Below are 21,009 nucleotides of genomic sequence, written 5' to 3' on the forward strand. Positions count from 1 at the left end.
GAGTCGCTGCGGGCGATGTTCACGGGGCTGGTGCAGTCAGTTGGAAGGATCGAGCGCCGTGCCGGGGCGGTGGTGGTTTGGGGCTGCGCTCCTTTTGCCCCGTTGGCCCTTGGCGACAGCGTTGCTGTGGATGGCGTTTGCCTCACGGCAGCAGAGCTGATCGCGGATGGTTTCCGCGCCGATGTGAGTGAGGAAACCCTGCGCCGCACCACGTTGGGACGCAAAGCGGACCGTGGTGGTGCGGTGAACCTCGAGCCAGCGCTTCGACTGAGCGACCGCCTTGGAGGTCATCTGGTGAGCGGTCATGTGGATGCGACCGGAGAAGTCACCTGCGTGGAGACCCTCCCCCACTCCTGGGCCCTGTCGATCCGCTGGTCGGATCCCCGATTCGGCCGTTATGTCTGTGAGAAGGCCAGCATCGCGGTGGATGGGATCAGCCTCACGGTGGCTGACTGTTCAGCCGATGGAACGACATTCAGCCTCGCCGTCATCCCCCACACCTGGGAGGCGACGACCTTGAAACACCTGGCTGTCGGGGACACCGTGAACCTGGAGGCCGATCAACTGGCCCGTTACGCCGAGCGGCTGCTGCATGCCGCCGCTGCCGATGACGGAAACACGGATGGCCACAACAAGACCGAGAATCTGTCAGCCAACTGGCTGGCGGCTCACGGCTGGTCTTAATCCATCTGCTGCAGAACGATCATTCCGGAGTCCCGCTGCAGCTCGATCTTGAACTCCTGGCCGGGTTCCAGGCCGAGCCGACGGGTGTAAGCGTGGCCGATCAGCAGGTTGCCGTTGCCATGCACACGGGTTCGGAATTCGGCCTGGCGACCTCGGCTTCCGCCTGAGGAACTGCTGCTGCTTTTCGGCAATTGCCATCCCTGGGCCGCCGCTTTGGCCTCCACCAGAGCCCGATAAAAACTCTTTTTCAGCAGTCGTCCGCTGGGGCCGACGTAGCCGCAGCCGCGGGCTATGTCATCTTCCGGCCGATTGCTGAGCGATCTGGCCTTGTCCAGCAGTTCCTTGCCGACCAGCATTTCAGGATTTAATTCAACTGAATTCTGGCCACGCTCGCCAATCAAGGCAAGGGATCAGAGCAGATAAAGGATCACGAAAAGAATCACCCAGATCCCATCAACAAAGTGCCAGTACAACTCCGCTGCTTCCAGGGGGAAGTGGTCGGCTGCAGTTACACGGCCCTGCGGCTGCCTCGCCTGCCACCAGACGATCAGGATCATCAGGGCGCCAAGGGTCACATGGAGACCATGAAATCCCGTGGCGGCGAAGAAGGTGCTGGCGTAAAGGTTGTCGGTGAGACCAAAGGGGAGTGTGAAGTACTCCACCATCTGGCTCACCAGAAAGGCCAGGCCGAGGCCTGCGGTGATTAGCAGCCAGCGTCGACAGCGACCGTGGTCGTCCTGTCGGATCGCCTGGCCGGCCCGGTGGAAGGTGGCACTGCTCACCAGGAGCAGAACCGTGTTGAGGATGGGCAGGGGCAGCTCCAGTTCATAGATGGCTCCATCCGGTAGGGGATTGACCGCTTTGAAGGTGAGGTAGGCCGCAAAGAAGCCGGCGAAGGTCATGGCGTCCGCCACAAGAAATGTGGCCAGGCCGAACATGCGGTGATCGGGATGCTCGGAATGCTCCCCGTGGCTGTGGTTCTGATCCTTCTTGGGAACTGTGGTGGTCATTTGCCGCTGCTCCAGAGATCACGACCACTGGTTGCGGTCAGGTCCAGCTCGTCCGGCGGGACGCCGTAGCCGTAGGGCTCTTCCACCAGAGGGGCCTCACCAATCCAGTTTTCGACCGGTGGCGGAGAACTGGTCAGCCACTCGGGCGTGAGTGCTTTCCAGGGGTTGTCGCCTGCGACAGGACCGCTGAGGGCGCTTTGGATCACATTCCAGAGGAAAGGCAGGGTGCTGATGGCCATCAGCAGGGCTCCGACGGAGCTGATCTGATTGATCAGGGTGAATTGGGGGTCGTATTCAGCAACCCGTCGCGGCATCCCATTGAGGCCCAGCCAGTGCTGGGGGCCGAAGCACAGGTTGAAGCCGATGAACGTGAGGGCACAGTGCAGGCGGCCGAGATCTTCATTCAGCATCCGGCCGGTGAACTTGGGATACCAGTGGTAGACCGAGGCGAAGATCACGAACACCGATCCACCGAAGACGATGTAGTGGAAGTGCGCGACGACGAAGTAGGTGTCGTGCACATGAATGTCGAACGGCACCTGCGCCAGGGCGACCCCTGTGATGCCTCCGAGCACGAAGTTCACGATGAAACCGCAGGAAAACAGCATGGCGCTGTTGAGGCTGATGCGGCCGCCCCAGAGTGTTGCCAACCAGTTGAAGAATTTGATGCCGGTGGGAACGGCGATGAATGCGGTTGCAATGGTGAAGAACAGGCGCATCCAGGGAGGTGTGCCGCTGGTGAACATGTGGTGCGCCCACACAATCAGGCCCAACACAACGATGGCCATAATCGAATACACCATTGTCACGTAGCCGAACAGCGGCTTGCGGGCATGAACCGGCAGGATTTCGCTCACCAGGCCGAAGGCCGGCAAGACCATGATGTAAACGGCTGGGTGCGAATAGAACCAGAACAGATGCTGGTAAACCACCACGTTTCCCCCAAGGGTGGGGTTGAAGAAGCCTGTATGGGCAACGATGTCGAAACTCAGCAACACCAACGTTCCCGCCAGAACCGGTGTTGAGAGAACCACAAGAATGCTGGTGCCCAGCATCGCCCAGCAATACATGGGGAGCTGCATTAGTTTCAAGCCGGGGCGACGCAGTTTGAGAATCGTGGCGATGAAGTTGATGCCTCCGAAGATCGAACTTCCGCCCAGGAGCAGCACGCTCAAGATCCAGATGATTTGGCCCGTTGCTGGTGTGGTGATGCTCAGAGGTGGATAGGCCGTCCAGCCCGATTGCGCAGCCCCCGTGAGGAAATAGCTGGTGATCAGCATCAAACCGGCTGGAGGGATCAGCCAGAACGCCACGGCATTCAGGCGCGGGAAGGCCATGTCCCTTGCACCCACATAAAAGGGGATCAAATAGTTCCCAAAAGCACCATTCACCACGGGGACAATCCAGAGAAAGATCATCACCGTGCCGTGGAGCGTCAGCACCTGGTTGTAGACATCACGTGCCATGAAGTCGGACACGGGACTGGTGAGTTCCGTGCGAATGGCACCGGCTAGGGCGCCGCCAATCAGATAAAAAATAAAGCCGCAGACGAGGTACTGCAGCCCGATCACCTTGTGATCAACGCTGAAGCTGAAATACCGCAACCAGCCGCTGGGTTGAAGCCGTGGAGGGCTGGACGTTTCCGGGGGCAAGCTGATGGTCATCTCAGGCGTTCGCGATGGTTAGCGTTTCGTCTTCGGGTGCGGCTTTGGCGTTGTCCCTGTACCAGCTGTCCCAGTCCTGCGGGCTTTCCACCACAACGGTGGAGCGCATTCCACCGTGGTAGGGCCCACAGAGTTCGGCGCACACGATTGGATAACGGCCGGTGCGTGTGGGTGTGAAACTCAGCTGGGTTGGTTGGCCGGGAATGACGTCCTGCTTCAAGCGAAATTCAGGCACCCAGAAGGCATGAATCACATCTTTGGCTTCCATCCGCAGAGTGATCGGTCGATCGGCTGGCACATGAAGTTCACCTGACGTGATGTCTCCCTCTGGGTAATGAAAGAGGAAGGCAAATTGCATGGCTGTCACTTCAACGGGTAAAGCATTTGTTGCGGCGGCTGATTCAATCGAGCCTGAACTTATGCCTCCCCAGATCTGTTCGTCGTGGGCTCCGCCCATGTGGTCATGGGCCAGAGGCACCATGCCTCCCATCCGGTCGTAAATGTCGTAGCTGTAGAGACCAACAAACAGCACCACAACAGCAGGAACTGCTGTCCAGAAAATTTCAAGTGGCAGGTTTCCTTCGATGGCAAGGCCGTCGCCGAGCTGGCCGCTGCGTCGCCGAAAGCGAATCAGGCTGAACACGAGAAGGCCAACGATTCCGATAAACAGAATGCTGCCAATCGTGAATAGAACCTTAAAAAGCTCGTCGTAAATCGGCGCGTTTGCGCTCGCATCGATGGGGAGAAGGTTGATGTTCTGGCCGATCCATAGGCCGCCCAGAGCAAGGACCATCCCGATCACCAACGTGAGAATGGCGGATGGGATCTGCACCTGATCAATCCCAGGTTTTCAACAGCGTATGGGCCTGGCTGCGGTTCTCCATGAAGTGATTGTTAAGGCCTTATTTCTGTCAGGAAAAGGGGATGATTTTTCCTCGTTTGTGTTGCAGACGTCCACACAGCGTGACGTCATCTTCTGCATCGCTACGGTCCAAGCAATCCCTTTTGGGTGCATCGGATGGAGCTTGTTCGATGATGCTTTCTTCAATGTCGACATTGCGTCGACGTCTTGGGTTGTTGTCGGCTCATCTGGTGGTTGCCGTGATCGCTTTGGTGGTGATCGGTGGAGCAACCCGGGTGATGGAAGCCGGCTTGGCCTGCCCGGACTGGCCCCTGTGCTTCGGCTCGTTTTTGCCGGGTCGCCAGATGAATGTTCAGGTGTTCCTTGAGTGGTTTCACCGCCTTGATGCCTTCGTCATCGGCATTGCTCTCGTGGTGATGGCTGTGGCGACGACGCTTCAGCGGCGCCAACTGCCGCGATGGCTGCCCTGGCTGGCCATCGGTCTGATGGTTTTGGTGGCGATGCAGGGAGGTTTGGGTGCGCTGACGGTGACCCAGTTGCTGCCCTCCGCTGTGGTGACAGCCCACCTGGCCCTCGCGCTCACCCTCGTTGCGCTCCTGAGTGGGCTGACCCAACGCTTGCTTCACCCCGCTGCTGCCGTCGCTCCGCTCTGGTGGCGCATCGGGGCATCGCTTGGGCTGTTGTCGGTCTTTGTGCAGTGCCTGCTCGGTGGTCGCATGGCCACCGCATGGGCAGGGCAGCGATGCCTTGCTGGAGGAGAGGCCTGCCAGCTGGTGCTGTCCCATCGCCTGACAGCGATGCCGGTGGTCGTAGTTGTGCTCGGCTTCGCCGGGGCAGCCGTGCTGGCGGGTGGTTGGACTCGTCAGCAGTGGCCCTGGCTGGGTGGGGCCGTGCTCCTGGTGCTGGTTCAGGTGGCCCTTGGCGTCCTCACCCTTCGTCTTGGTTTGTCGCAGCCGGCGGTGACCGTTGCGCATCAACTCGTGGCTGCACTGCTGATCGCTCTGCTGGCGGCGCTTCTGGTTCGCTCTCCGAACCTCCCCTACCCATCCCGTTCCGTCGTCCTCGACGACACCTCGTTGGAGGCCTGTCATGGCTGAAATCACTGCAACCGTTCGTCCGACCCGTGAGGAGGTCGTTCCCTCCCGCAAGCGGGTGAAACTTCCGGCCTGGCTGGAAGTCGCCAAGCCCCGCCTGATCCCTTTGCTGCTGGCCACCACCCTGGGTGGAATGGCTCTCAGTGAAGGCTGGCCGCTCTCATCGCCTCGGCTTGTCTGCACCCTGGGGGGAGGGGCGCTTGCCTCCGCTGCTGCAGGGGTTCTGAACTGCTTGTGGGAGCAGGATCTCGATGGCCGGATGGCCCGCACCAGCGGTCGCGCACTCCCCTCCGGTCGGCTGTCGCCCACCAGTGCATTCATCGGCGCCATCGCCTGCACCCTCGCGGCGGCGATGCTTCTCGTAAGCGGTGTGAACTGTCTCGCTGCTGGGTTGTCCCTGCTCGGCCTCTGCAGTTACGTGCTGCTCTACACAGCCTTGCTCAAGCCGCGGACGTCCCAGAACATCGTCATCGGTGGGGTCGCTGGGGCCATTCCGCCCCTGGTTGGGGCGGCGGCCGCCACGGGCCATGTTGGCCTCGGGGGCTGGTGGCTGTTCGCTTTGGTGATGGTCTGGACGCCAGCCCATTTCTGGGCTTTGGCCCTGCTGTTGCGTGAGGACTATCGCGCTGTCGGGATCCCGATGCTGCCCGTGGTGGAGGGTCCTGTTGTGACGGCGCGGGCGATCAAGACCTACGGCTGGATCACCGTTCTGCTCAGCGGTTTGGGCGTGTTTGCTTTGCCTTCAGGTGGCGCCTTCTATGGCGTGATGCTGCTGCCCTACAACGGCCGATTGCTGCAGCTCGTCGATCGGCTGTCCCTGGATCCCGACAGTCTTGTGAATGCCAAGGCCCTGTTTCGTTGGTCGATCCTTTATCTGTTTGGTCTGTGCCTGCTTCTCATTCTTAGCCGGACGGATCTGGCCTCAGGCTTTGCTCACCAGGTGATGCAACTTCTCTCCCTGCCAACGGCGGTGCAATGAGCACTCTCTAGATTCCCTGAATTGGCCGAGCAAGTCCCTGACGGTGCCTGATGGCGTTGATTGAACTGCGCAAGATTTCCAAGGCCTACGGCTCGGTACCGGCTCTGCGTGAGCTTGATCTCACCGTTCCTGAAGGATGCCTGTACGGGCTGCTTGGCCCGAACGGTGCCGGCAAGACAACGGCCATGCGCATTCTGGCCACCCTGCTCGCCCCCGACAGCGGCTCAGTGGTTGTTGGGGGTGTAGACGGTTTGGTGCAGCCACGAGAAGTTCGCCAGCTCATGGGTTATGTGGCCCAGGAGGTGGCCATCGACAAGATCCTGAGTGGCCGGGAACTGCTGCAATTGCAAGGTGATCTCTACCACCTGCCGCGGAACGATCGCGACAGCCGCGTCGCCGATCTGATTGACCGCCTCGCGATGGGCGACTGGATTGACCGCCGCTGCGGCACCTATTCCGGCGGCATGCGCCGGCGTCTTGATCTGGCCGCCGGTCTGCTGCACCGCCCCCGGTTGCTCGTGCTCGATGAACCCACCGTGGGACTGGATATCGAGAGCCGCAGTGCCATCTGGAAGCTGCTGCGTCAGCTGGTTGATGAAGGCACCACTGTTCTGCTGAGCAGTCACTACCTCGAAGAGGTGGAGGCTCTGGCGGATCAGTTGGCGATCATCGACGCCGGCCGTGTGATTGCCGAAGGCAGCCCTGATCAGCTCAAACAACGGCTGGGGGGTGATCGCGTGACTCTGCGAATCCGAGAGTTCAGCAATGCCGATGAGGCGACCCAGGTGCGTGCCCTTCTCGAACCCTTGGATGGGGTGCGTCAGGTGGTGGTGAACCGCTCCCAAGGCTTTTCCCTCAACCTGGTGATTGAGGGAGGAGCCGTGATCGATCAGCTGCGTCAGACCCTCGAGGCTGCAGGTTTGCCTGTGTTTGCCCTGGCCCAGAGTCGTCCCAGCCTGGATGATGTCTACCTTCAGGCCACAGGACGCACCCTGATGGACGCTGAACTGGCCATCGCAGGCCAGCGCGACGTCAAACAGGAAAAGCGTCAATCCATGCGTTGAGTGCCAACGATGACTTCCCCCACAGCATCTGTTGCTCTCCAGCAGCAGCAATCCGGAGCCCTCGCCGAGCTCAGCCAGGAAACATTGGCCCTCACCCGGCGCTTGTTTCTTCAGTTGATGCGTCGCCCTTCAACCTTGATCGCCGGGGTTCTGCAACCCCTGATCTGGTTGATTCTCTTCGGTGCACTGTTCGCCAATGCCCCCGAGGGTCTGTTGCCAGGCGGCATGAGCTACGGCCGTTTTCTTGGTGCTGGAGTGATTGTCTTCACAGCCTTCAGCGGTGCTTTGAATGCCGGCCTGCCTGTGATGTTTGATCGTGAATTTGGTTTCCTCAATCGGCTGCTGGTGGCACCGCTGCGAAGCCGCAGTTCCATCGTGCTGGCGTCGGTGATCTACATCACGGCGTTGAGCCTGTTGCAGAGTCTGGCGATCATGGGCACGGCAGCAGTGCTCGGTTACGGATGGCCCGGCATCAGTGGCCTGGCCCTGGTGCTGGTGACGCTGCTGCTTCTGGTTTTCGCTGTGACGGCCCTCAGCCTCGGACTGGCCTTCGCTTTGCCGGGGCACATCGAGTTGATCGCTGTGATTTTTGTGGCCAACCTGCCGTTGCTGTTTGCCAGCACGGCCTTGGCCCCGTTGTCATTCATGCCCACCTGGCTGGGCTGGCTTGCGGCCTTGAATCCCCTTACCTTCGCGATAGAACCCATTCGAGCGGCTTACCAGGGTCCTCTGGATCTTTCGGCCGTTCTGCTGGAGGCCCCCTATGGGGATGTCACCGGCACCAGTTGCCTGCTGATCCTTCTGGTCCTCACCATCGGGCTGTTTCTTGCGATTCGCCCTCTGCTCAACCGCAAACTTTCCTGAATCCGTGCTCTCTTCTCCGTTCCAGCAGCCATCACCTCGACAGAACGCTCTGGCCCAACAGATCCAGGAGGCCCGAACCTCAGGTGATCAGGCCTTGCTCGCGGGTCTGATCAGTCAGTGGGTTCACCGTTACGGCTTTGACGGAGCAGCTGAGCTTGATCTGAGTTTGCCGGAACCTTCAGCTTCGAAGCATGAGTTCAGTTCCGCGCCGATGCCTGTCGCGGAGGAGGAGATTGCTCCTGAAGACGAGATCTCTCCTGAAGACGACGTTTTGGTTGAGAACGAGGTGGTTGCTGAGGACGAGGTGGTTGGTCAGGACGAATTGGTCGCTGAAGAAGAGGAGCAGATTGCGGTTGAAGACGACGTGTTGATTGAGAGCGAGGTGATGCAGAACGGGGTGGTCGCTGAAGAAGAAACGATCGTCGAAGACGACGAGAGTGCAGCTGAAGAAAAGCCGCTTCAACGCAGCTTTGCGTCGGCACCTGTGCCTGCCCCGCCGATCAGCACGCCCCGTTCGCTCCGGCGTTGGCTCCCCCGCCGGGAGGATGACGCTTTCCCCAAGGCGTCCTGAACAGCATGATTCCCAACCCTGAATCCCTGGATCAGGGCCTGATCGTTTCGGTGCAGGCCCCCCAGGGTTCGCCGATGCGCGATCCCGATGTGATCGCAGCCATGGCGGATGCAGCCCTGCGCAATGGTGCTGTGGGTGTGCGCTTGGAAAGCCCTGAACACATCGGTGCTGTGCGTCGGCGCTGTCCGGATGCCTTGATCATCGGCCTCTGGAAATGCACGTTCCCGGACAGCTCTGTGTACATCACCCCGGGCTGGAAGGAAATTCAGGCGGTGTGGTCTGCGGGGGCCGATGTGATCGCGATTGATGCCACAGCCAGACCGCGGCCTGCAGGGCAGGACCTGGCCGTGTTGATCAAGCGCAGCCGTGATGAGCTGAGGGCCCCGCTGATGGCTGATGTGGATTCGCTCGAGAACGGTCTGCGCGCTGCCGAACTGGGCTGTGACTGGGTTGGGACCACGCTCTACGGCTACACGGAAGACACGGCACAGCAGCGCCCCCCTGCGTTGAATCTGCTCCCCCAACTTCGCGCTGAGCTTCCCGGCTCGGTTCGTCTGATCTGTGAGGGGGGAATTGCCTCTCCAGCGGATGCACGGTTGGCGTTGCAGGCCGGGGCCGACACCGTCGTGGTGGGGACGGCGATCACCGGAGTGGACCTCCAGGTGATCGCCTATCGCCAGGGAATGATCAGCTGATCACATCATCCCGGGCATGCCCATGCCGCCCATTCCGGGCATGCCCATGCCACCCATTCCGCCCATGCCACCCATGGGGTCTCCGTCTCCGGCGGGAGCTGGTGCAGGGGGTTCCGGCTTGTCGGCAATCACAACTTCGGTGGTGATCAGCAGAGAAGCGATCGAAATCGAATCCTGCACGGCCAAGCGCACCACCTTGGCGGCATCAACGATGCCAGCAGCCATCAGGTCCTCGTAGGCGCCACTGAGGGCATTGAATCCCTGGCCGCTGCTGCGCATGCCCGCGATCACAACATCACCGTTCTGACCGGCATTGGTGGCGATCTGATGAATCGGCGCCGTCAGTGCCCGCTGCACGATCTCAACGCCGGTGCGCTGGTCGCCGTTCAGGGATGAAGCCAGGGCGTCCAGGCTGTCGGAGAGTTGCAGCAACGTGCTGCCGCCTCCGGCAACGATGCCCTCTTCGACGGCGGCACGGGTGGCATTCAGGGCATCCTCGATCCGCAGTTTGCGGTTCTTCAGTTCCGTTTCCGTCGGTGCACCGACCTTGATCACAGCCACGCCGCCGGCCAGCTTGGCGATCCGCTCCTGGAGCTTTTCGCGGTCGTAGTCGGATTCGGTGGCCTCCAGTTCACGTCGGATCGCGCCGACGCGCTCGCTCACCGCCTGGCGATGGTCGTCGGTGGCGACGATCGTGGTGCTCTCCTTGCTGATGGTGACGCGGCGCGCCTTGCCGAGATCCTCGAGGGTCACTTTGTCGAGGGTCATCGCCTTGTCTTCGCTGATCAGCGTCCCGCCCGTGAGGATGGCGATATCGGCGAGGGCTGCCTTGCGGCGTTCGCCAAAGGAGGGTGCCCGAACAGCGGCCACCTGCAGAACCCCACGGCTCTTGTTCATCACCAGGGTGGCAAGGGCTTCGCCTTCCACTTCCTCAGACAGGATGAGCAGGGGAGAGCCGCTCTTCTGAACGGTTTCCAGAACGGGGACCAGATCCGTGATCGTGCTGATCTTGCGATCCGTCAGCAGGATCAGGGGGTTTTCAAATTCACAGACCTGACGGTCGGCATCCGTCACGAAGTAGGGGGAGCTGTAGCCCCGGTCGAAGGCCATGCCCTCGGTGATTTCCAGTTCCGTTGCCAGAGACTTCGATTCCTCAACCGTGATCACCCCATCGGTGCTCACCTTGTCCATCGCCTCCGCGATCATCCGACCGACTTCGTCGTCACCCCCGGAGCTCACCGTGGCCACCTGACGAATGGCATCGCCGGCCACGGCCTGGCTCCGCTCGCCCAGTCCAGCCACGACCTGTGCAGCGGCCTTCTCCATGCCTCGGCGGAGTTCCACAGGGCTTGCGCCAGCAGCGGTGTTGCGAAGACCTTCCCGCACCATGGCCTGAGCCAACACAGTTGCGGTCGTGGTGCCGTCACCGGCCTTGTCCTTGGTCTTCGAGGACACCTGCTGCATCAGCTTGGCGCCAAGGTTTTCGAACGGGTCGTCCAGTTCGATTTCACGGGCGATCGAGTCGCCGTCGTTGACGATGTCGGGTGCGCCGAATTTCTTCTCGAGCACAACGTTGCGACCGCGGGGGCCGATCGTGACGCGCACCGCATCGGCGAGTGCATCAACACCCCGCTCAAGGGCGCTGCGGGATTCGTCAGAGAAGGAAAGGAGTTTGGCCATAGTCGCGGGCACGCCGTTGGTCACTGTCCCACAGCAGTGTGGCCCTCGTGGAGAGGCGTTGTGGTGGGGAAAGCCGAATGGTTGGGGCTGCCCGGATGCCGCTGTCAAATGAACTGATTAGGGTCCGGTCATGGCTGAATCCGGAGCGCTGTTTTTTGTTCTGATGGCGGGGCTGGCCGGTTCGATGGCCCTCGTTTACGTGCCCTTGCGCATCTTTCTCACCGCTACAGCCCGCAGTCGTCGGTTACGCCTGCTCCAGCGCATCCGCCGCCTGCGGGATGAGTTGGCCCAACCCCTTGATTCCTGATCCTGAGGGTCAGGCCATCACCATGCCACCATCCACTTGCAGCACCTGGCCTGTGATGTAGGCCGCGGCCGGGTCGGCGGCAAGGAAGCGCACGGCACCGGCCACCTGCTCCTGGGTGCCAAAGGTTCCCAGGGGGATGTCTTTGAGGATGGCCTCCGCATCGAGGTCCTTGGTCATGTCTGTGGCAATGAAACCCGGAGCCACAGCGTTCACGGTGATGCCACGGCTGGCGAGCTCTTTGGCGGTGCTGCGGGTGAGACCGATGACGCCCGCTTTGGCGGCGGCGTAGTTGGCCTGTCCTGCGTTGCCCATCAGCCCCACAACGGAGGTGATGTTGATGATCCGACCACTCTTCTGTTTGAGCATCGGGCGTGCCACGGCTCGCGTGCAGAGGAACACTCCACTGAGGTTGAGGTCGATCACCGATTGCCAATCGTCGGTTTTCATCCGCATCAGCAGGCCGTCCCGCGTGATGCCGGCGTTGTTCACCAACACATCCAAACGGCCACTGCGCTCCAGCACCGTCTTGATCAGGCCATCCACCTCGGCCTCAACCGACACGTTGGCTTGCAGGGCATAGGCCTTGCCCCCAGCTGTGGTGATGGCAGCTACAACTTCATCGGCGGCGGCGGCAGAACTGGAGTAGTTCACAACCACCTCTGCACCGGCTTCGCCCAGGGCCAGGGCGATGGCCCGGCCGATGCCGCGACCTCCTCCCGTCACCAGGGCGGTCTGTCCGGCAAGAGAAGCGCTGGGAGACATGGAGGCATCGTTGATCGGAGGATCGTACGGAGCCGTCGTCATCCAGCTCAACCCGGCATGGTTTCAATCGTGTCGACGGCCTCCCCAAGCAACGACTGCAAGGTGGCGAGCTGGGTTTTGCTTCCCAGCACGATCAGGAGTTGCCCCGGTGCCATCTGGGTGTCGCCGCCTGGATTGGCGATCAGCTTGCCGTTCTCCCGGATCGCCAGCACCATGGCCCCGCTGCGACGGCCCAGCTCCAGCTCCGCCAGGCTCCTCCCGCGGATCTCCATCAGGTGCTGAGGGTCGTGACTCAGCTGGAATTCCTCGATTTCATAGTCGGAGCCCGCCAACAGCTCCATGAAGTTGAGGGCCAGCGGTCGCAGCGCCGAAGCGGCCATCACCCGGCCACCAGCCACATAGGGACTGGCCACCACAGTGGCGCCCGCCAGCCGCAGCTTTGAGGCGGCTTCATCGCTGTTGGCGCGAGCAATCAAGCGGCAATCCGGTCGTAGGTCTTTGGCGCTGAGGATCACGTAAAGATTGGAGGCATCGCTGGGTAGGGCTGCCACGAGGCTGCAGCAGCGTTCCAGACCTGCGTCCAGCAGGGTTTCATCGAGGGTTGCATCGGCCTGAAGCACCCAGAGGCCATTCTCGTCTGCCACGGCCTTTCGCTCTGGATCGGTTTCGATCACCACGAGGGGCACCGCGTCCCGTTGCAGTTGGGCTGCAATCTCCTGTCCGATCCGGCCGTAGCCGCAAAGAATCACGTGGTCGTGAAGGCTTTCCAGCATGCGGAGAAAGCGGAACTCCCGCAGTCTGCGGAAATATCCCGACTCCTTCAGCCCTAGAACGCGTTGGATGGCCAGTTGCACAACCACCAAGCCACCCACCACGATCAAGACGGTGACCAGGCGGCCTGGAGGTGAAAGCGGGGCGACTTCTCCAAAACCGATGGTGCTGATGGTGATCAGCACCATCCAGAGGCAATCGCCCCAGTCCCATCCCTCCGTGATCCGATAACCGAGGGCACCCGCGAAGATCACAGCACTGAGGGCACTGATGGGCCCCCGCCATGGAGCCGTGATCAGCTTCAGCTGTCCCCTGGCTCGGCGCCGCCTCATCGGACGTCTCCTCAGAAACCGAGGGCCGTCAGCACATCACTGCTCTGCAGCGTGGCGAGCTCCTGCGGGCGGTTGAGGCAGCGGATCTCCTGGCGCTCGGGGAGGTCTGCGGCCTCGGCTCCGAGGGCAACCAGGGGGGTGCCGCAATAGATCGCCAGGCGCTGGGACACCGGGCAGCTGCTGAGTACGACATCGGCATTGGCCACCAAGGCCGCCCGTTTGGGCAGGCTGAGCTCGGCTGGCAGCACCATGCTGCGCAGCGCCGGTAGGCGGCTTTTGATCGTCTCAGGCAGCTGATGCCATTCCGCTGCAGGCCAGTCATTCCCCTGGCCGGATGGCGACAGCAACAGCAGGGGGCCGTCACCGCTGGGCAGTGCTTCACGGGCTTCCTCAAGAGCCTCTGCCGCCAGGGGCAGGCGGAACTGATCGGCCTTGAGATCAAGGCCCAGGGCTTGAAGAAAGGGGTTGAGACGCTGCGCCGTCCAGCCGGGACCGACGCTGACCTGGTCGGTGCAGGCAAATCCCTCAACCGCCAACCGTTTGGGGATATGGCTCATCGACAGCATCAGGTTCACCTGCTGCCCTTCAGCGAAGTTGATGCAGATCTGAAAGTCGGGTTCGCGCACACAACCGAGCAGGTTGGCCCAGTCCGCAAGGGTGGGGTTGGCCTCGAAGCTGAACGGCAACAGCTTGTCCAGGCACGGCAAAAGCTTCCACGGAGCTGCCTGCTGGGGGTCACAGGCCACCTGCAGGCTGGCGTTGAGCTTCTGGCAGATGTCGGCCAGAGCCGGTAGACGGTCCAGCTGGTCTTCGAGCGAACCCGGGCTCAGGGCAAGAACTCGCATGCAGCGCCGCCATCCATGGTGCGAGCTGATTGTATGGAGGTCGTTTACGCCTGTCTGGGGCAGGAGTCGATTGTGCATCTGTTGATTGCTGCGGCGGGAAGCGGTCGGCGCATGGGTGCGGATCGCAACAAGCTGCTGCTGCCGTTGGCCGGACGCCCCGTCATTGCCTGGACCCTGGAGGCGGCCCTGCGTTCCGAGCGGATCGAATGGATCGGGATCGTCGGCCAGGAGGTCGATCGAGAGGCCATCCTTGCGGTGCTGGATGCACCCAGCAAGCCGGTGCACTGGATCCAGGGGGGCAGCACGCGGCAGGAGTCGGTGCTTTGTGGTCTGGCGGGGTTGCCGGAGCAGGCTCGGCACGTCTTGATTCATGACGGCGCCCGCTGTTTGGCTGAACCGGAGTTGTTTGATCGCTGTGCAGCTTTTGTGGAGACCGGCACGGCGCTGATTGCTGCAACGCCGGTGAGCGACACGATCAAGCGCGTGGGATCTGATGGTGTGATTCGCGATACGCCGGATCGATCGGAGCTTTGGGCTGCGCAGACGCCGCAGGGCTTTGCCGTCGATCAGCTGCGTCGCGGCCACGCTGAGGCGGTGGCCCAGGGCTGGACGGTCACCGACGATGCGTCGTTGTACGAGCGTCTGGGGTGGCCTGTGCAGGTCTTGGATGCCGGCCCCGCCAACATCAAGGTCACCACACCGTTTGACCTCACCGTGGCGGAGGCCGTGCTTGCCCTCAGGTCAGCAGGCTGAGCCGGCCGTTTTCGCCGTCCAGGCGTGCCATCGCCCCCATGGGCAGAGCTGCGTTTCCGGATCGGTGACCAACGGGCAGGTCCATCACTCTGGGAATGCCGAGATCGGCCGTGCGTTCCTCAAGAACCTGTTCAAGGTTGAAGCTTTCGGAGGCATCTCTGGTTTCGTCGGCGCACCCTTCGAAATTGCCAAATGCCAGACCCGCCAGGCCCTGCAAGCTGCCATTCAGCCTCCACTGAGTCAGCATCCGATCAATGCGGTAAGGCGCTTCACCCACGTCCTCCAGCACCAGAACGGCTCCCTTGAGGGGGGGCACGAAACGGCTTCCCAACAGGTGGGTGGCCACGGTCAGATTGGCCACGAGCAGGGGACCACTCCCCACACCGCCGCCGCCACCCCGACCTTGCAGGTCAGGAACGGTGTTGCCGAAGAGCAGGTTGTGCAAGCGGTCTCGGCTCCATTGCGGTTCCTCCGCAAGTGTTGTGAGCAAGGGGCCATGGATGCCCCCCGCAAACCCTGCTGCCTGGCGGGCCCAGAGCAGAGCTGTCACGTCGGAAAAGCCCAACAGCCAGCCGCTCTGCCAGCGGATGGGCTGCTCCAGCAGCCGAGCAGCCCCCCATCCACCGCGGGCACAGGCGAGCAGCGCTGCCGGTTCTGCGGGATGCAGATCGGCATGGCGCGTGTCATCGCGCCCTGCGAAGTAGCCCCAACGTCGGCTGGCCAAGGTCTGGGGTTGAACATCGAGGCCCCAGCTCTGCAGGACCGCAATGCCCTCCTGCAGCTTGATGTCGTCCTGCAGGGCTGAACTGGCGGCCACACAGGCCACACTGTCTCCAGTACGAAGCGGAGGAGCCGGGGTGATGCGCATCAGGCTCCCCATCCCCTGGCCAGAACCAGGCCGAGCCAGAGCAGCGTCCCTGCCTGCACCTGCTGGGCAAAGTGCTTCCCGTAGGTGCCCATGGAGGCATCCTGTTTGTTCAATGGGTTGCAGCTGAGCTGCATGAAGACGGCGGCAAGCAACCAGAGAGGCCAGAACGGTGCTGGGATCTGAGCCGACCATGCCGCCATGGCAAGGGTGATGGCTGTCACGAGGTAGCAGCCCCGCACCACAGGAACCACGCGGGATCCGAGGCTCAGGGCGCTGCTGCGCAGGCCGAGGCGGGCATCGTCACGACGGTCGGCCATGGCATAGACCGTGTCGAAGCCAAATGTCCAGACCACGGTTGCCAGCCAACTGCACACCAGGGCAGGACTCCCGCTCAAGGAGGGCGTTGCTGCGGCCCAGGGGATCAGCACCGCGAAGCCCCAGCACAGCGCCAAGACCGCCTGGGGGAAGGCGAACCACCGCTTTGCCGATGGATAGCCGAGGATCGGCAGCACGGCCGTGCAGGCCAAGGCGAGACAGAGCCCGAGGCTGGCGGCCGGCAGACTCAGCACAACAGCCAGGCTGAGGCCGAGCAAGATCAGCAGCAGAGCGAAGGCTGGCCCTCGCTGCAGCGCACCTCTGGCCAGAGGCCGATGTTGTGTGCGTTCCACCTGGCCGTCAAAGCGCTGGTCCCACAGGTCATTGGCGATGCAGCCTGCTCCGCTCACCGCCAGGCCCCCCAACAGAATCTGCAGGATCAGCACAACACTGGGGGGAGCGCTTGGATTCAGCCAGAGGGCCCAGCCTGCTGGGATCAGCAGAATCAGCCGGCCGGTGGGTTTGTTCCAGCGGAGCAGTTCGATCCAGGGCTGAAGACGGGCAGAGCTGCTGATCACAATCAACGGGATTTGAAGAACCCTAGTCAGGGCCCGATGGCCTCGGCCGTCAGTGTCAGAGTGGATTTCATTGCCGCTCTGACGTTGATGCTGGATGCCAAGGCCCCAGCCCAGCCAACGGAACAGAACAACGGCGCGTCGCAGGCAGTGAACGCTGATCAGCGTCGGATCGCCGCCATCGATATCGGGACCAATTCCTTTCATCTTCTGGTGGCAGCCGTTGATCCGAAGCTGCGCACGTTTCGGATCATCCAGGCCGAAAAGGCCACCACGCGTCTGGGGGAGCGTGATCCCGAGACCGGTGAGCTGACCGCGGCGGCGATGCAACGGGGGCTGGAAACCCTTCGCCAGTTCAGAGATCTCGCCGCCAGTCACCGGGTTGAGCAGATCGTCACAGCGGCGACGAGTGCCGTTCGAGAAGCACCCAATGGTCGCGATTTCCTCCATACCATTCTCGACGATCTGGGGATGGAGGTGGATTTGGTCAGCGGCCCCGAGGAGGCACGGTTGATCTATCTGGGCGTCCTCTCAGGAATGCCGTTTGGAGACCGTCCGCATCTTCTGCTCGATATCGGCGGTGGCTCCACGGAACTGATCCTTGCCGATGGTCGTGATGCCCGCGCCCTGACCAGCACCCGTGTGGGGGCTGTGCGACTCCAGCGGGATTTTGTTCGGGATGATCCGATGCCCCCTCAACGGCGGTCATTCCTGCAGGCCTTCATTCAGGGGTCGCTTGAACCTGCGGTCGACAAAGTGCGTCGCAGGATCAAACCCGGTGAAACTCCTGTTTTGGTAGCCACCAGCGGCACGGCGATGGCGATTGGCTCCCTGGCGGCGAGTGAAGAGGAGCGCCCACCCCGCAAATTGCATGGGTACCGCGTCACCCGGCAGAGCCTGAATCAGGTGGTTGATCGTTTGATCACGATGACCCCTGCGCAGCGACGGGAGTTGGCTCCCATCAACGATCGTCGGGCCGAAATCATCGTTCCCGGTGCGCTGATCCTGCAAACCACCATGAAGATGCTGGGTGTGGAGGAGTTCTTGCTCAGTGAGCGGGCGCTCAGGGAAGGTTTGATCGTTGATTGGATGCTTCGCCAGGGTCTTCTGGAAGACCGCTTCAGCTTTCAGAGCAGCATTCGGCAGCGCACTGTCCTCCATCAGGTGCAGCGCTTTGCGGTGAACCAGAGCAGGGCTGAACGGGTTGCCAGCCATGCCCTAAGCCTCTACGACGCCACGCGAGGCGTGATGCATGACGACAGTGGCGAAGGGCGTGAACTGCTTTGGGCTGCCGCGATGCTCCATACCTGTGGCCAGCACATCAATATCAGCGCTTACCACAAACACACCTGGTACTTGATTCGTCATGGTGAGCTGCTGGGCTATTCCGAGGCGGAGCACTTGATGGTGGCGGCCATTGCCCGCTATCACCGCCGCAGCCTGCCGAAGAAACGCCATGAGTCTTGGCAGCTTGTGGCCACCCGAGACAACCGTCGCTGTGTTCATCAGATGGCCCTTCTGCTGCGCTTGGCCGCGGCTCTGGATCGCAGGCCTGAGCCGGTGATCTCAGCACTCCGCATTCATGCGGTGAAGGGAAGTCTGCATCTTGAGATAGTCCCTGAGCGGGTCAACCAGAACGTCAGCCTTGAACAGTGGAGCTTGGAGGGCTGCGCTGAGGTGGTGAAGGAGGCGGTTGGCGTGAATCTGCGCGTCAGGGTGCAGGGCTGAGCGGGATCCAGCGGATGTCATCCACAGCGCCAAGGGTGCGTGTCTCGGCGTCGGGAGAACTGAGCTGCACCAGATCAGGCCGGCCGGCGTAGATCTCCACCAGGTCAGGATTGTCAATCCTGCGCTCACCGTTCAGCAGCCCTTCGAATTCCACAACTCCCTCACGCCGTAGGGCGATCCAGCTGGGTTCGCTGCTGCTGATCGTGAGGCCCAGGTCGGTCGTTGGTGGCGCTGAAACGATGAGGGCATCACGCTCATCTGCAAACTTGGTCACCTCCAGATCGGTTTCGCTTGGTTCAAGGGTTGGATTGGCAGGCTTCAACCCCTGGGCGAAGCGCGTCAACTCGGAGGCGTTGCTCCACACAACAAAGCCAAGGCCAGCAAGCCCGGCGAGGGCCACGAGGGGAAGTGGATTGACTGTTCTTCGGTTCTGAGGAGCGATGCCCCGCGGTGTTGCCCAGGGAGTCGCCCGTTTGGGCGGTTTGGTGGTGAGGGGGCCGAGGGTTTGAACCATGGCATCAGCATCCAAACCCAGATGCGAACTGATCCGGCGCACCATGGCCTTGATGAACACGGGTTCAGGCAGTTCGGTTTGATCGCCCCGTTCCAGTGCTGCCAGTTGCTCCTCGCCCATGTGCAGCTGGCTGGCGAGCTGGTTCTGGCTCAGGCTCGCAGCAGCCCGCGCCTCGGCCAACTGTCGCCCTGCTTCAACCAGGCCCGTGGCTTTGCCCTGGTCGTCCGCAAGACTCCGCTCGTTCATCAATGGGTCGATTGACCTCGTTCAAAGCTGAACTTAGGCCGATCCAACAGTGCAGTCAGCAACCAAGGGATTAAATCCCACCAAAAAATATGGGCGATACTGGATTCGAACCAGTGACCCCTTCCGTGTGAAGGAAGTGCGCTACCACTGTGCTAATCGCCCGCACAAATCGATCCTAAACCACCGCCTATTGGGGTTTCGGACGGAACAGGTGGTCGTGGTCAGGCGAGTAAAGCCGTGAGCGCTGGGGACCACCGGCAAGGGCTGGACTCACCACATAAAGCGTTGTGCGAATCAGATTGCGTTCCCGACTCACCGCAGCCATCTCCCTGAGAGGGACAACGGTGAGCATCTGATCAGGCCAGCTCACCCGATGTCCGATGGCCACGGGCGTGTCGGCGGGGTAGTGCTCCAGGAGGGTGGTTTGCACCTCTTCAACGTGTCGTGCACTCAGATAGATGCAAAGGCTGGCGCGCAGGGCGGCCAGCCGATCCAGCTGTTCCCGTTGCGGCACGCCGGTGCGACCCCCAGCGCGACTGAGAACAATGGTTTGCACCACGCCTGGGAGGGTGAGTTCGCTGGCGAGGCCGGCGGCTGCCGCTTGGTAGGCGCTGATCCCGGGAATCACTTCCACAGGGATTTCGGCGTCGCTCAGGGCGCAGATCTGTTCATTGATCGCGCTGTAGAGCGCCGTATCTCCATCGTGGAGCCGCACCACCCGTTTGCCCTGGCGCTGCCGGTCGATGAGCAGCGGGATCAGCTCTTCAAGCGTGGTCGTGCTGGTGCGGATGCGTTCGCAATCCGCCGGCGCCAGATCGGCGATGGCTGGACAGATCAGTGAATCCGTCCAGATCAGCACGTCGGCTTTGTTCAGACGGTCAGCCGCGCGAAGAGTGAGCAGGTCTGGAGCACCGGGGCCTGCGCCGACGAAACTGACAACGTGACTCAACTGCGTTGGCCTGATGGATCAGGCAGGGGTCGCTTCCGTTGATATAGCCACCAAAGCCCCAGGACGCCGAGCGCGACCAGGGTGCAACTCATCAATTGGGCGATCCGGATTCCCCCGTCGCAAGCCGGTGGAAGCGAACCGATGCAGAGAGGATCAATCCGTAGACCTTCGATCCAGACACGGCCAAGGCTGTATCCCACCAAGTACACACAACTCATGGCGCCCGATGGGAGCATCCCAGGAGTTTTGAGTCCGCGGCGAAAGAGCAGCATCAGCAGTCCGAAGAGAAGCAGGTTCCAAATCGATTCGTAGAGGAACGTTGGGTGGAAAAATTCCGACGTGCTGTACATCACAGGGCGGCTCTGCGCCGGGATGAACAGCTTCCACGGCAGGTCAGTTGGAACCCCGAAGGCCTCGGAATTGAAGAAATTTCCCCAGCGACCGATGGCCTGACCCAAGGCCACGGAGGGAACCAACACATCCAGCACATCCCAGAAGGGTTGCCGGCGCCAGCGGCAGAACAGGATCAGCGTGATTGTTCCCGCCAGCAAAGCACCGTGGATGGCGATCCCTCCTTCCCAGATGGCCAGGGCCTTGAGCGGGTTGGAGGCGTAGTTGTGCCACTCGAAGGCCACGTAGTAGATCCGTGCTCCGATCACGGCAAACAGCACGAGCACGGGCAGGAGATCGCTGACCAGGCCGTTCTCCAGCTGTCGAAGCTTGGCCAGTCGGCTGGAGAGGTTCAGTCCAATCAAGACGGCTGTTGCAATCAGCAGCCCGTACCAACGCAGGGGAAGGAACCAGTTTTGGGTGTGAGGCAAAAATTCCCCTGGCGACTGGAAGGTCGCCAGGGGAAATAGGGCTTCAACAGCCATAG

23 protein-coding genes and 1 tRNA gene are annotated in these 21,009 nt (G+C 61.7%); 10 read left to right on the forward strand and 14 right to left on the reverse strand.

The genetic code is table 11. The annotated features are described in order from the left end of the window. Positions 1-15: 15 nt before the first annotated feature. Positions 16-684, forward strand: a complete 669-nt coding sequence (locus SynTAK9802_RS02985; protein WP_186497959.1) for a riboflavin synthase — start codon at positions 16-18, stop codon at positions 682-684. Here the strand turns inward: SynTAK9802_RS02985 and SynTAK9802_RS02990 are convergent. The 4 genes from SynTAK9802_RS02990 to SynTAK9802_RS03005 are packed head-to-tail and all read right to left on the reverse strand — an operon-like array spanning position 681 to position 4,190. After that, a complete protein-coding gene (locus SynTAK9802_RS02990) occupies positions 681-1,040 on the reverse strand; it encodes an AbrB-like transcriptional regulator (protein WP_186497198.1) in 360 nt (119 codons plus the stop codon). The genes SynTAK9802_RS02985 and SynTAK9802_RS02990 overlap by 4 nt on opposite strands. 54 nt (positions 1,041-1,094) lie before the next feature. After that, positions 1,095-1,694 (reverse strand): cytochrome c oxidase subunit 3, encoded by a 600-nt coding sequence (locus tag SynTAK9802_RS02995; RefSeq protein WP_186497199.1) that lies wholly within the window; start codon positions 1,692-1,694, stop codon positions 1,095-1,097. Further along, positions 1,691-3,358 (reverse strand): cytochrome c oxidase subunit I, encoded by a 1,668-nt coding sequence (ctaD, locus tag SynTAK9802_RS03000; RefSeq protein WP_186497200.1) that lies wholly within the window; start codon positions 3,356-3,358, stop codon positions 1,691-1,693. The genes SynTAK9802_RS02995 and ctaD overlap by 4 nt, the downstream gene beginning before the upstream one ends. 1 nt (position 3,359) lies before the next feature. After that, positions 3,360-4,190 carry a cytochrome c oxidase subunit II gene (locus tag SynTAK9802_RS03005; protein ID WP_186497201.1) on the reverse strand — a complete coding sequence of 277 codons (831 nt, stop codon included), beginning with the start codon at positions 4,188-4,190 and terminating at the stop codon, positions 3,360-3,362. 200 nt (positions 4,191-4,390) lie between these two features. On the opposite strand from SynTAK9802_RS03005, the gene SynTAK9802_RS03010 reads away from it, so the two are divergent. From SynTAK9802_RS03010 to SynTAK9802_RS03035, 6 genes are read left to right on the forward strand one after another with little or no spacing between them, the layout of a single operon-like run. Next, positions 4,391-5,317 carry a heme A synthase gene (locus SynTAK9802_RS03010; protein ID WP_370586374.1) on the forward strand — a complete coding sequence of 309 codons (927 nt, stop codon included), beginning with the start codon at positions 4,391-4,393 and terminating at the stop codon, positions 5,315-5,317. Next, entirely contained in the window at positions 5,310-6,293 is a 984-nt protein-coding gene (locus SynTAK9802_RS03015; protein WP_186497203.1) for a heme o synthase, read from the forward strand. The genes SynTAK9802_RS03010 and SynTAK9802_RS03015 overlap by 8 nt, the downstream gene beginning before the upstream one ends. A 50-nt stretch (positions 6,294-6,343) precedes the next feature. Beyond that, positions 6,344-7,357, forward strand: coding sequence for an ATP-binding cassette domain-containing protein (locus SynTAK9802_RS03020; RefSeq protein ID WP_186497205.1), 1,014 nt, complete (start codon positions 6,344-6,346; stop codon positions 7,355-7,357). Between the two features lie 9 nt (positions 7,358-7,366). Then, on the forward strand, positions 7,367-8,221 hold the full coding sequence (locus tag SynTAK9802_RS03025) for an ABC transporter permease (RefSeq protein WP_186497207.1): 855 nt from the start codon (positions 7,367-7,369) through the stop codon (positions 8,219-8,221). A 4-nt stretch (positions 8,222-8,225) separates the two neighbouring features. Next, complete coding sequence (locus SynTAK9802_RS03030; RefSeq protein ID WP_186497209.1) at positions 8,226-8,792, forward strand: hypothetical protein; 567 nt, start codon at positions 8,226-8,228, stop codon at positions 8,790-8,792. Positions 8,793-8,797: 5 nt separating this feature from the next. Further along, entirely contained in the window at positions 8,798-9,487 is a 690-nt protein-coding gene (locus SynTAK9802_RS03035; protein WP_186497210.1) for an N-acetylmannosamine-6-phosphate 2-epimerase, read from the forward strand. On the opposite strand, the gene groL is transcribed toward SynTAK9802_RS03035, so the two are convergent. Then, entirely contained in the window at positions 9,488-11,167 is a 1,680-nt protein-coding gene (gene groL / locus SynTAK9802_RS03040) for a chaperonin GroEL (RefSeq protein ID WP_186497211.1), read from the reverse strand. A gap of 130 nt (positions 11,168-11,297) precedes the next feature. On the opposite strand from groL, the gene SynTAK9802_RS03045 reads away from it, so the two are divergent. Then, positions 11,298-11,474: a hypothetical protein gene (locus SynTAK9802_RS03045; RefSeq protein ID WP_114988256.1), complete on the forward strand. Its 177-nt coding sequence runs from the start codon at positions 11,298-11,300 to the stop codon at positions 11,472-11,474. A 9-nt stretch (positions 11,475-11,483) separates the two neighbouring features. Here SynTAK9802_RS03045 and fabG read toward each other — a convergent pair whose 3' ends face one another. The 3 genes from fabG to SynTAK9802_RS03060 are packed head-to-tail and all read right to left on the reverse strand — an operon-like array spanning position 11,484 to position 14,184. Next, positions 11,484-12,236 (reverse strand): 3-oxoacyl-[acyl-carrier-protein] reductase, encoded by a 753-nt coding sequence (gene fabG, locus SynTAK9802_RS03050; RefSeq protein ID WP_114988294.1) that lies wholly within the window; start codon positions 12,234-12,236, stop codon positions 11,484-11,486. Positions 12,237-12,283: 47 nt separating this feature from the next. Next, on the reverse strand, positions 12,284-13,339 hold the full coding sequence (locus SynTAK9802_RS03055) for a TrkA family potassium uptake protein (RefSeq protein WP_186497212.1): 1,056 nt from the start codon (positions 13,337-13,339) through the stop codon (positions 12,284-12,286). An 11-nt stretch (positions 13,340-13,350) separates the two neighbouring features. Further along, complete coding sequence (locus tag SynTAK9802_RS03060) at positions 13,351-14,184, reverse strand: glycosyltransferase family 9 protein (protein WP_186497213.1); 834 nt, start codon at positions 14,182-14,184, stop codon at positions 13,351-13,353. 72 nt (positions 14,185-14,256) lie between these two features. Here SynTAK9802_RS03060 and ispD point away from each other — a divergent pair, with 72 nt between their 5' ends. Then, positions 14,257-14,937 carry a 2-C-methyl-D-erythritol 4-phosphate cytidylyltransferase gene (gene ispD, locus SynTAK9802_RS03065; protein ID WP_186497963.1) on the forward strand — a complete coding sequence of 227 codons (681 nt, stop codon included), beginning with the start codon at positions 14,257-14,259 and terminating at the stop codon, positions 14,935-14,937. Here ispD and SynTAK9802_RS03070 read toward each other — a convergent pair. Together SynTAK9802_RS03070 and SynTAK9802_RS03075 are read right to left on the reverse strand one after the other, a co-directional pair. Continuing rightward, positions 14,921-15,805 carry an LD-carboxypeptidase gene (locus tag SynTAK9802_RS03070; protein WP_186497965.1) on the reverse strand — a complete coding sequence of 295 codons (885 nt, stop codon included), beginning with the start codon at positions 15,803-15,805 and terminating at the stop codon, positions 14,921-14,923. The two genes, ispD and SynTAK9802_RS03070, sit on opposite strands and share 17 nt — an antisense overlap. Then, positions 15,805-16,698, reverse strand: a complete 894-nt coding sequence (locus SynTAK9802_RS03075; protein ID WP_255487822.1) for a 4-hydroxybenzoate polyprenyltransferase — start codon at positions 16,696-16,698, stop codon at positions 15,805-15,807. The genes SynTAK9802_RS03070 and SynTAK9802_RS03075 overlap by 1 nt, the downstream gene beginning before the upstream one ends. 87 nt (positions 16,699-16,785) lie before the next feature. On the opposite strand from SynTAK9802_RS03075, the gene SynTAK9802_RS03080 reads away from it, so the two are divergent. After that, positions 16,786-18,423, forward strand: a complete 1,638-nt coding sequence (locus tag SynTAK9802_RS03080; protein WP_186497967.1) for a Ppx/GppA phosphatase family protein — start codon at positions 16,786-16,788, stop codon at positions 18,421-18,423. On the opposite strand, the gene SynTAK9802_RS03085 is transcribed toward SynTAK9802_RS03080, so the two are convergent. The 4 genes from SynTAK9802_RS03085 to lgt form a co-directional block, all read right to left on the reverse strand. Beyond that, entirely contained in the window at positions 18,407-19,183 is a 777-nt protein-coding gene (locus SynTAK9802_RS03085; protein WP_186497215.1) for a RodZ family helix-turn-helix domain-containing protein, read from the reverse strand. The two genes, SynTAK9802_RS03080 and SynTAK9802_RS03085, sit on opposite strands and share 17 nt — an antisense overlap. Positions 19,184-19,273: 90 nt before the next feature. Next, a tRNA-Val gene (locus tag SynTAK9802_RS03090) sits at positions 19,274-19,345 on the reverse strand. A gap of 25 nt (positions 19,346-19,370) precedes the next feature. Further along, on the reverse strand, positions 19,371-20,132 hold the full coding sequence (gene cobM / locus SynTAK9802_RS03095; protein WP_186497217.1) for a precorrin-4 C(11)-methyltransferase: 762 nt from the start codon (positions 20,130-20,132) through the stop codon (positions 19,371-19,373). After that, positions 20,129-21,007 carry a prolipoprotein diacylglyceryl transferase gene (gene lgt / locus SynTAK9802_RS03100; RefSeq protein ID WP_255487823.1) on the reverse strand — a complete coding sequence of 293 codons (879 nt, stop codon included), beginning with the start codon at positions 21,005-21,007 and terminating at the stop codon, positions 20,129-20,131. The genes cobM and lgt overlap by 4 nt, the downstream gene beginning before the upstream one ends. Positions 21,008-21,009 lie beyond the last annotated feature (2 nt).

Origin of the sequence: Synechococcus sp. TAK9802 (genome assembly GCF_014279535.1) — a bacterium.
Taxonomy (GTDB): domain Bacteria; phylum Cyanobacteriota; class Cyanobacteriia; order PCC-6307; family Cyanobiaceae; genus Parasynechococcus.

Excerpts from the sequence above, each read along its gene's own strand:
- SynTAK9802_RS02995 (WP_186497199.1), bottom strand. The coding sequence starts at position 1,694 with ATGACCACCACAGTTCCCAAGAAGGATCAGAACCACAGCCACGGGGAG.
- SynTAK9802_RS03035 (WP_186497210.1), top strand. The coding sequence starts at position 8,798 with ATGATTCCCAACCCTGAATCCCTGGATCAGGGCCTGATCGTTTCGGTG.
- SynTAK9802_RS03015 (WP_186497203.1), top strand. The coding sequence starts at position 5,310 with ATGGCTGAAATCACTGCAACCGTTCGTCCGACCCGTGAGGAGGTCGTT.
- groL (WP_186497211.1), bottom strand. The coding sequence starts at position 11,167 with ATGGCCAAACTCCTTTCCTTCTCTGACGAATCCCGCAGCGCCCTTGAG.
- SynTAK9802_RS03025 (WP_186497207.1), top strand. The coding sequence starts at position 7,367 with ATGACTTCCCCCACAGCATCTGTTGCTCTCCAGCAGCAGCAATCCGGA.
- SynTAK9802_RS03055 (WP_186497212.1), bottom strand. The coding sequence starts at position 13,339 with ATGAGGCGGCGCCGAGCCAGGGGACAGCTGAAGCTGATCACGGCTCCA.
- SynTAK9802_RS03045 (WP_114988256.1), top strand. The coding sequence starts at position 11,298 with ATGGCTGAATCCGGAGCGCTGTTTTTTGTTCTGATGGCGGGGCTGGCC.
- SynTAK9802_RS03010 (WP_370586374.1), top strand. The coding sequence starts at position 4,391 with ATGATGCTTTCTTCAATGTCGACATTGCGTCGACGTCTTGGGTTGTTG.
- SynTAK9802_RS03085 (WP_186497215.1), bottom strand. The coding sequence starts at position 19,183 with ATGAACGAGCGGAGTCTTGCGGACGACCAGGGCAAAGCCACGGGCCTG.
- SynTAK9802_RS02990 (WP_186497198.1), bottom strand. The coding sequence starts at position 1,040 with ATGCTGGTCGGCAAGGAACTGCTGGACAAGGCCAGATCGCTCAGCAAT.
- fabG (WP_114988294.1), bottom strand. The coding sequence starts at position 12,236 with ATGTCTCCCAGCGCTTCTCTTGCCGGACAGACCGCCCTGGTGACGGGA.
- SynTAK9802_RS03060 (WP_186497213.1), bottom strand. The coding sequence starts at position 14,184 with ATGCGAGTTCTTGCCCTGAGCCCGGGTTCGCTCGAAGACCAGCTGGAC.
- SynTAK9802_RS03070 (WP_186497965.1), bottom strand. The coding sequence starts at position 15,805 with ATGCGCATCACCCCGGCTCCTCCGCTTCGTACTGGAGACAGTGTGGCC.
- lgt (WP_255487823.1), bottom strand. The coding sequence starts at position 21,007 with ATGGCTGTTGAAGCCCTATTTCCCCTGGCGACCTTCCAGTCGCCAGGG.
- ctaD (WP_186497200.1), bottom strand. The coding sequence starts at position 3,358 with ATGACCATCAGCTTGCCCCCGGAAACGTCCAGCCCTCCACGGCTTCAA.
- SynTAK9802_RS02985 (WP_186497959.1), top strand. The coding sequence starts at position 16 with ATGTTCACGGGGCTGGTGCAGTCAGTTGGAAGGATCGAGCGCCGTGCC.
- SynTAK9802_RS03020 (WP_186497205.1), top strand. The coding sequence starts at position 6,344 with ATGGCGTTGATTGAACTGCGCAAGATTTCCAAGGCCTACGGCTCGGTA.
- SynTAK9802_RS03080 (WP_186497967.1), top strand. The coding sequence starts at position 16,786 with ATGCTGGATGCCAAGGCCCCAGCCCAGCCAACGGAACAGAACAACGGC.